The sequence below is a fragment of the Actinoallomurus soli genome, from assembly GCF_024055715.1.
Classification (GTDB): Bacteria; Actinomycetota; Actinomycetes; order Streptosporangiales; family Streptosporangiaceae; genus Actinoallomurus; species Actinoallomurus soli.
Map to the genome: position 1 here is coordinate 84,929 of NZ_JAMXMV010000027.1, position 9,568 is coordinate 94,496.

The following is a 9,568-nucleotide window of genomic DNA, read 5'->3' on the forward strand; positions in this document are numbered from 1 at the left end:
CGGCGGCCGGTGCTGAGCCCGGCGGGGATGTCCAGGGTGTAGTACCAACTCCCGTGACCCCGTCGGTGCAGCTTCGGGCATCGTCGGCCGAGTTGGGTTCCCGCGCTGGTGCGGCACCCGCATTGCTTGTAGATCGATCCTTTCGTGTCCATGATTGCCCCCCGGGTAGGTGTGGTGTGCGGCTACGGCCAGCATGCGCCCATGCCCGGCGTTCCCCGAGGGCGGCTCAGGCTCGGTATGAGAGGGCTCGAACACACGGTCGCGGGTGCCGTCGAAGGTGCCCGCTGACCGCCGGATGAGGGCAACCGGTGAGTGACCGGGTTTTCGGTATGTGATGCGGACCGGCTGTGATGTTGAGGCTGGGCCGGATGTGGCCGTTCGTGGCCGCTGTCCGTCTGATATTCCGTCACGGATCGCATGGGCTTGCGCGCGCTCTGTTGATCTCTGAGGTGGTGTTTGGCCGGATCCTGCCATTACTGCCCGACGGTGTGACATGCCGTCGAGGCAGCGCGCTTTAAGCAGGGGATTTTTATGCCTTTTCCCAAAGGGGGTCACCCGCTCCTGTTTGCCTGCTTTGACTGGTCTTGACTGGTTCTTTGCTGCCGGGTGATGATCCGTTCGTTTGTTGATCGCCGCCTGGCCTGTCCCGCGCGGCTCGGTCGCTCAGGGAGGGTCTGGTGGTCAGGGCTGTTCCGCCTGCTCGTGGTCCGACGTGAACCGGCGGCGTTGAAGCGACGCCATCCCCTCTGACCTGTCAGCCCTTATCAATCTTTCACCCTATTCCATATTCGGGATCCCGGTGCGTCATTTTGGCGTGCCTGTTTTCGCCTGCCTTGGCGAGAGTGGAGTTTGTCGGTGAGCCGGTTGCTGTGGATCAAACGGTGGAATTGGCCGGCGCGGGTGCTGGTCCTCACGCTGGTGGTGGCGTTGACCCCGGCGTTGCCCGCGCGGGCGGAGACGGCACGCCCGCCGGGGGCGCAGGCGGGTGGGGACTGGAAGCCGGCGAGCAAGCGGAACTGGTGGGACCGGCTGTGGGGCCTGCACGAGGGCAAGAAGGCGCCCAAGCAGCGGGATCTGAAGGTCGGTGGGGTTCCGCGCCAGGAGCCGGTGCCGAAGGGACGGAAGATGCCGCCGGCCAAGCGGGTGGGGGAGTTGACGGGCCGGCGGACCGCCAACGCCCGGTACTACAAGCTCTCGGACGGTTCGGTTCAGGCGGAGATCTCCGCGCAGCAGGTGAACTACCGGGCCGGTCACGGGTGGAAACCGATCGACACCCAGGTCACCAAGAGTGATGCGGGCGGGTTCTCCTACGGCAACGCCACCAACAGCTTCCGCAGCCTGTTCGGGTCGAAGGCCGGGCGGCTGGTGCGGTTCGACGCCGGTGGCGGCGCGTCGTTGACGTTCGGCCCCGAGGGTGCGGGTTCGGTCACGCCGAAGGCGGATCGCAACACCGTCACCTACGCGGGTGCCGCCGGTGGGGCGGATCTGACCTACACGGTGCAGCCGAACGCGTTGAAGGAAAGCATCGTCTTGGCCAAGGCCCCGATGGTGGCGTCGTGGTCGTTCGCGGTGCAGGCGGCGGGGTTGCGGGCCTGGCAGCGGCCGGATGGGGCGATCGCGTTCTACCGAGGCGGGTTCGACGGCCCGCCGGTGCTGGTGATGCCCAGGCCGTTCATGACCGACGCCCGGAACGATGCGGCCTCTCCGTATGGGAAGGCGTGGAGCCCGAAGGTGTCCCAGTCGATGCGCTGGGACGCCAAGGCCGGCCTGCTGCACATCACCGTCTCGGCCGACCAGAAATGGCTGAAGGACCCGAAGCGGGTCTACCCGGTGGTGATCGATCCGACGGTCGTGTTGCAGCCGCTGCCCGAAGACTCCCAGGACGTGATGATCGAGTCGGACACGCCGACCTCGAATTATGAGTCGTCGTGGCGCTTGTCGGTGGGCACGACGCCGGGGGGTGTGGCGCGGTCGCTGGTGAAGTTCCCGATGACCGGGATCCCGGCCGGCACGCACGTCCTGTCGGCGGATCTGCAGATGTATTACGACCAGACCCACACCAGCAACAGCTCCGCCGTGACGATCGAGGCGCACCGGGCCACCACAGCCTGGGATGAGACGACCGCGAACTGGAGCAACGCCAGTAACAACGTCGGTGAGCTGGGCTATTACCGGGTCTACGTCGACAACGGCGTGTCGGGGCACACGGCGGCGAAGGGTTCCTGGCCGGCCTCGACGAGCACGCTGGCGCAGTACGGCTACAACGGTGACTACCTGTACAACAAGGACGACGTCACCGGGGACACCTATACCTGGTGGCCGACGCTCGCCGAAGGCGGCGACTACCAGGTCGAGACGCATTACGTCGCGGCGAACGACCGGGCGACCAACGCCCCGTACACGGTGACCTACAACGGCGGGACCGCGTCGTATGCGGTGAATCAGCAGTCCGGGACGAACGGAGTCTGGGCGTCCTTGGGCACGCACCCGTTCGCGGCCGGGTCAGCCGGAAAGGTCGTCCTGGGCGATGGCCCGGCGTCGTCGTCGACGTCGGTGATCGCGGACGCGGTCCGCTGGACGAAGAACGGCAGTGTGGTCCGCCCGGCGGGGGATCAGGGCAGTCACTGGCACTCCTTCGCGGTCCGTAACATCGTGCAGTCCTGGGTGGATGGCACCAATCCCAACTACGGGTTCGTGCTCAAGGCCGCCGATGAGGCGACGCTCGGGATGGGCGGGCCGCGGTATGAGGGCAGTGTCTATGCCTACAACGGCGAGACGGCGCAGTACCCGAAATTGGTCATCACCTACGGCCGCAACGGCGTGGCGGTCAACGAGCCCACCACCATTCACTCCACAGGTGCGGATCTGACCTGGCCGACCTACACCGACCCGTCCAGCTCCAGCGGGGATGACATCGTCGAGTACCAGGTGCACCGCAGCATCTACCAGGACTTCACCCCGTCAGCGGCCACGTTGGTGGCGCCGGTGGATAAGAACACCACCGCCTTCAGCGACACCACCGCGACGCCGACGCCAGCGGACTCGGCCGACCCGTACGGGAACCTGTACTACTACATGGTCGCGGTCAAGACCAAAGACGGGCAGGTCATCCCCGGGCCGACGCAGATCGTGCGGCTGCCCAAGGCCGGCCGCACCGTGAAGGTCTACCCGGCCTCCGCGGACACGACGTTGTCGTCGACGCAGTCGACGACGAATGAGGACAAGCTGGCCGGGCAGGCGTGGCTGTCGGTCGGCAACGACTCGGGCACCTACGGGGTGACCCACTCGGTCATCAAGTTCCCCGCGATGACCGACATCCCCACCAGCGCAAAGGTCGTGGATGGCCGGGTGGCGTTGTGGTCGGCCGGGATGACCGGCAACGCCCAAGCCACCTACGACGTGCACGGCCTGACCCGCGATTTCAGCGAGACCAGCGCGACGTGGAAGAACGCCACATCGACGACGGCCTGGACGACGGCGGGCGGAGACTACAACAGCACGGTCGCGGGAAGCTTCGGCCCGATCACCAACGACCCGGCCCGGCGCACCTTCCCCATCACCTCACTCGCCCAGTCCTGGGTCACCACGCCGTCAACGAATCATGGGGTGTTGTTCCGGCTGGCGAATGACACCAGCCCGGCCGAACACACGACCTTCCTGTCGCGTGAGGCGGATGAGCCGGATCTGCGGCCGCAGTTGTTCGTCACCTACCTGGACACCGGCACCGACTCGACGTACTACGCGCCGTACACGCCGTCGCGGATGATCCCCGGTGACCAGTACACGATCAACGTCGATCTGTCCGACACGACCGCCACGACGTGGACCAAGGCCGACTACGTCCTGTCCTACCGGTGGACCCTCCCCGACGGCACCGACGTCACCAACGGCGGTAACCAGCTGCAGACGGCGCTGCCCAAGGACATCGTCCCCGGCGACACCGTCACCGTCGCAGCCCAGTTGAAGACCCCGATCCAGTCCGATTCGGGGAACAAGCGCACCGACTACGTCCTGCACTGGGACCTGTACGACAAGACCACCGGCCAATGGCTGTCGGCCTCCAACGGCATCGGATCCCTCGACCAGGCCGTCGCGGTGGAGGACCCGACCTCGAACCAGCTGGGGCTGGAGAAGTTCTACCAGTACGCGGGCAAGAACACCGGTGCCGGCGCCACCGTGATGAACAACCTGTACGCCGGGAACGCGGTCTGGTCCTACAACCCGATCAACAACCCCGGCCGCGGCATCTCCACCTTCGTCCGGATGGCCTACAACTCCCAGGACACCTCTGATTCGGCGATGGGGTCGGGCTGGTCGCTGCAGGCCGCCGCGCCCACGAGGCTGGGGTCGCCGCTGGACTTCCACCCCAACCCCGATCCGACCACGGTCACGATGACCGATGGGGACGGCACCAGCCACACCTTCACCTGGGACGCGTCCGCCAACGGCGGGGCGGGGGAGTGGAAGGCGCCGGCCGGCGTGCACTACTACCTGCAACGCCAGGTTGTGTGCGACAACAAGACCGAAGAATCCCGGGCCTGGGTGATGACCCGCCCGGATCGTACGCAGTTCTTCTACGACTGTGATGGGTACCTGTCGGCGATCGTCGACAAGAACGGCAACACCCAGACCTACACGTACGCGGCCCGTAAGTCGAACAACAAGCCGATCAAGTTTTTGACCTACATCACCGACCCGGCGGGCCGGCAGTCGCTCACCCTCACCTACTACGCCAAGGGCGACGACTACACCTACATCGATGACGCGGGCAACGAGGTTTCCGATTCGAACCTGACGAACCCGCACATCATCGACCACGTCAAATCGGTCACCGACATCTCCGGCCGCACGATCACCTTCACCTACACCACCCAGGGCCTGATGGCCAAGATGGTCGACGGCGCAGGCGACTCCCAGGCCAAGACGTTCAAGTTCACCTACGACGCCACCCAGGGCAACAAGAACGTCAAGCTGGTGAAGGTCACCGACCCGCGGGGCCATGACACCAAGCTCGACTACTACTACCCCCAGACCGGGGATGACCCGAAGTTCCACTGGAATTTGAAGACCGTCACCGACCGGCTCGGCTACGACACCGGGTTCGCCTACACCGACCCCGACGGCACCTCCGGTTCCACCATCCAAGCGGTCGTTACCGACCCGCAGACGCACGTATCGACGTACGTGATGGACGGGTACGGGCGGCCGACCCAGCTGACGAACGCAAAGAGCCAGGTGACCAAGCTCGGGTGGGACGCCGACAACAACGTCACCCGCCTGGAGGAGGACAACGGCGCCGTCTCCACCTGGACCTATGACCCGCTGACCGGCTATCCGACCAGCTCCAAGGATGCCGAGGCGAACAAGAACAGCACCGCAGGTACCACGTTCGGCTACCAGACCGGACTGGGCGGCCACTTCGCCGACCTGATCTCCAAACAGAGCCCCGAGGGCCGCCTGTTCACCTTCGGCTACGACTCGCTGGGGAACCTGACGTCGGTCACCGACCCGGACGGCAACGCCACCTCCACTGCCGGGGATTACACCAGCACCAGCGCCTATGACGGGTACGGGCAGCTGAGCAAGGCCACCGACGCCAACGGCCACGCCACCCAATACCTGGACTACGACCCCAACGGCTATCCGCAGACCATCACCGACCCGCTGAACAAGTCCACCAAGTACGTCTACGACGTGCGCGGGCAGGTCACGACGGTCACCGACCCGTATCAGCACGACACGACCCAGAACTACGACGTCTTCGGCCGGCCCACCAACAAGACCGTGCCCAAGGCCGCGGGCGTGGTCATCACCACGCCCGCGCCGGAGTACGACGCCAACGACAATGTCATCAAGTCCACCGCCCCCAACGGCGCCGTGACCACCGCGATCTACGACGAAGCCGACCAGGTCACCTCGAGCACGGTGCCGCCGGATACTTCGACATCGCCGCAGCGCACGACCAGCTATGAGTACGACAAGGCCGGCAACGTCACCAAGGTCACACAGCCGAACGGCACGCTGACCACCACCGATACCACCGACTACGTCACCAGCTACGGCTACGACGAACTCTACGAACAGACCTCGGTCACCAACGCCAAGGGCGACACGCTCACCTACGCCTACGACGACGTCGGCAACGTCACCACGGTTATCGACCCGCGTAAGAACGCCACCGCCGACACCACCGACTACACCACCAAGTACACCTACGACCTGAACCACCGGGTCAAGACCACCACGGACGCCGCCGGAAAGACCACCTCGGCGGACTACGACCGCGATGGCCTGACGGTGGCCACCTACGACCAGGACGGCACCAAGACCAGCGCCACGCTCGACGCCCGCGGCAAGCCCACCCAGGTCACGGTCCCCCACGCTAGCGGCAGCGACAACATCACCCAGTTCGAGTACGACCAGGTCGGCAACCAGACCAAGGTCATCACCCCGCGCGGGGTGGCCACCACCGGCGTGGCCGATGACTTCGTCCAGGAGACGCAGTACGACGAGCTGAACCGAGTCAAGGAGAAACTCACCCCGTACGACCCGAACGACGCCCGCTACAACCACGCCGACGCCACCATCTACAGCTACGACGACGCCGGCCGGCTCGCCAAGGTCAGCGCGCCGCCGTCGAACGGCCAGACGGTCCGCAACGACACCACCTATTCGTACTTCGACAACGGCTGGACCAAGACCAGTACCGACCCGTGGGACATCGTCACCAGCTACGACTACAACGAGCTCGGCCAGCAGACCTCCCGCACCCTCACCTCGGCCGGCGGGTCCTCCTCCCGCACCATGGGCTGGACCTACTACCCCGACGGCAAGCTCAAGGGCCGCACCGACGACGGCGTACCCGTCGGGCAGCAGGTCGTCCTCGCCGACGATTCCGACATCCAGAACGCCGGCTACACCGGCACCGCATGGACCTCCGCCTCGGCCGGGACCGGGTTCCAGGGGTATGACTACGCCACCCACGCGGCCGGGACCGGGGCGAACTCCTTCGCCTGGAACCTGACCATCCCCGAAGACGGCACCTACCAGGTGTTCGTCAAGTACCCCGACGGTGTCTCCGGGGCGGCCACGAACGCCTCCTACACCGTGCGCGACGGCTCCGGCGGCACCATGGCCAAGACCGTCGACCAGAGCACCGGCGGCGGCACCTGGGTCTCCCTGGGGTCCTACACCTTCAAACGCGACGGCACCGGCCAGCAGGTCACCCTGTCGGATGCCGCCAACGGCACCGTGCTGGCGGACGCGGTCAAGCTGGTGCGGGACAACTCCGGCGACACGGACAACGAAAAGACCGACTTCGCCTACGGCTATGACCCCAACGGCAACCTGACCGACATCACCGACAACAGCCCCGGCACCAAGATCGACGCCTACGCGGTCACCTACGACGGGCTCAACCAGGTCTCCAAGGTCGAAGAAAAAGCCGCCGGGACGGTCAAGCACACCACCATCTACACCTACAACGAGAACGGCGAACCAGCCACCCGCGGTCACGACGATGAGTCCGCGACGTACGAGTACGACGCCCGCGACCTGGTCTCAAAGATCACCGACAAGGCCTCATCCACCGACACGTCGCCGAAGGTGACCACGTTCACCTACACGAACCGTGGTCAGCGGGACATCGAGACCAAGGGCAACGGCAACACCGTCGATGCGGACTACTTCCTCGACGGGTCCCTGCAGCACCAGGTGGAGAAGAAGCCGAACGGGACGATCGTCTCCGAGCACACCTACAGCTACGACCCGAACGGCAACAAGACCCAAGACGTCGCCACAACGATGAACGCCGACAACCATGCGGCGTACCTCAACACCACCACCGACTACACCTACGACCCGCTCGACAGGATCGCCCAGGTCACCAAGACCGGCGCCAGCTCGGACACCGAGACCTACCTCCACGACGCGAACAACAACGTCGTCTCCCAGACCCTCAAGGGCACCACGACGACGCTCACCTACGACCGCAACCGCCTGCTCACCTCCGCCACGGGCGGCACGACTGCGAACTACAACTACGACCCGTTCGGCCGCCTGGACACCGTCACCGCCGCAGGCAAGGTCATCGAACGCAATACCTACGACGGCTTCGACCGCATCGCCCAGCACGAGCAGCAGAACTCAGCCGGCTCCCTGGTGGCCACCAAGTACACCTACGACCCGCTCGATCGCACTCAGTCGAAGACCACCGACCCAGGCGGGGCGAACGAGAAGACCACCAACTACAGCTACCTGGGACTGTCCGGCCAGGTCCTTAACGAGGACGTCGCCGGAACGATCACCAAGTCATACCAGTACTCCCCATGGGGCCAGCGCCTCTCCCAGGTCAAAACAAACACTGACGGGTCTAAGGAAGACGCCTACTACGGCTACAACGACCACACCGACGTCGAAACCCTCACCGACTCATCCGGCGACACCAAGGCCACCTACGGCTACACCGCCTATGGCCAAGCCGACGACGCCGAAACCACCGGCATCGACAAACCCGACCCCACCGACCCCACGAAGGAGCCCTACAACGCCTACCGGTACGAGGCCAAGCGCTGGGACTCTAGCTCCAGCACCTACGACATGGGCTTCCGCGACTACGACCCCGGCCTCAACCAATTCCTCACCCGAGACAGCTACAGCGGTGCCCTCGACGATCAGAACCTGACGACCGATCCGTTCACCGCCAACCGGTATGCGTTCGGTGGTGGTAATCCCATCACGAGCATCGAACTCGACGGTCACAACATCTGTGGTTCAAGTGCTGGTTCTGGCGGCGATAATGCCTGCGCGCCCAACCAGCGTCCTGATGGTGGAGACACGAGCTGGGAATCGCTGTTCAAGGCGGCCTACAGGTCTATCGGAAAGGACCCAGATAAACTAACGGTATCACGCACTACCATGCGGGCCACCGCGATCGTTTACAATGAACAAGGAAAAGTTATCGCTTTCGATCCGACTTTCTTCAGCGGAAAGACGAACGAAGGTCTGGGGGAACATGACGGGCGGGATACTCATGTGGAAAAGCGCATAATGAAATACTATAAAGATAAGGGTTATCTTCGCGAAGGGAATACGCTGGTAATATTGACAAATGGGGCAGACGAGTCTAGCAACCCGTGCCCTGGATCTAAAGGTTGTGACGTCGCGCTCGAGAAGGAGGCTGAGGATACTGGCGCTTCCATCGTTTATCAAGCGGCCGGCAAAAAGGCGATTCCATACGGCCCATCGACGGACGTCTCTGAGAAGTATGTCGCCGGTCGAGGTATAAAGGCCGAGGATATGGTCCCCAGGTCTTCCGGTGACGCGGAGGGACCGCGCGGCGTCGGCGGCGTCGGCAGAATCGGTTCGAAGCTGCTGGGCGGCCTGGGCGCTGTGGGTGACCTTTACATGCTCTACGAGTATGGTTGGAACGAGAATCCATGGCGGCCGGGCTGGCAGCCTCCCCCGTGTGATCCAAGAGAGTCGTATCATATTGCGCCGTGTACACCGGGGACTATCTAGGTATAGTCGACTCTGACCCTACGATCGGCTGCGGTGGGTCCCCGTCCAA

Annotated in this window: 1 protein-coding gene; it reads left to right on the forward strand. The window is 64.5% G+C overall.

What is annotated here, in order from left to right; translation table 11 throughout:
- Window positions 1-855 precede the first annotated feature (855 nt).
- Window positions 856-9,519: a golvesin C-terminal-like domain-containing protein gene (locus tag NDW01_RS37695; protein WP_252829189.1), complete on the forward strand. Its 8,664-nt coding sequence runs from the start codon at window positions 856-858 to the stop codon at window positions 9,517-9,519.
- Window positions 9,520-9,568 lie beyond the last annotated feature (49 nt).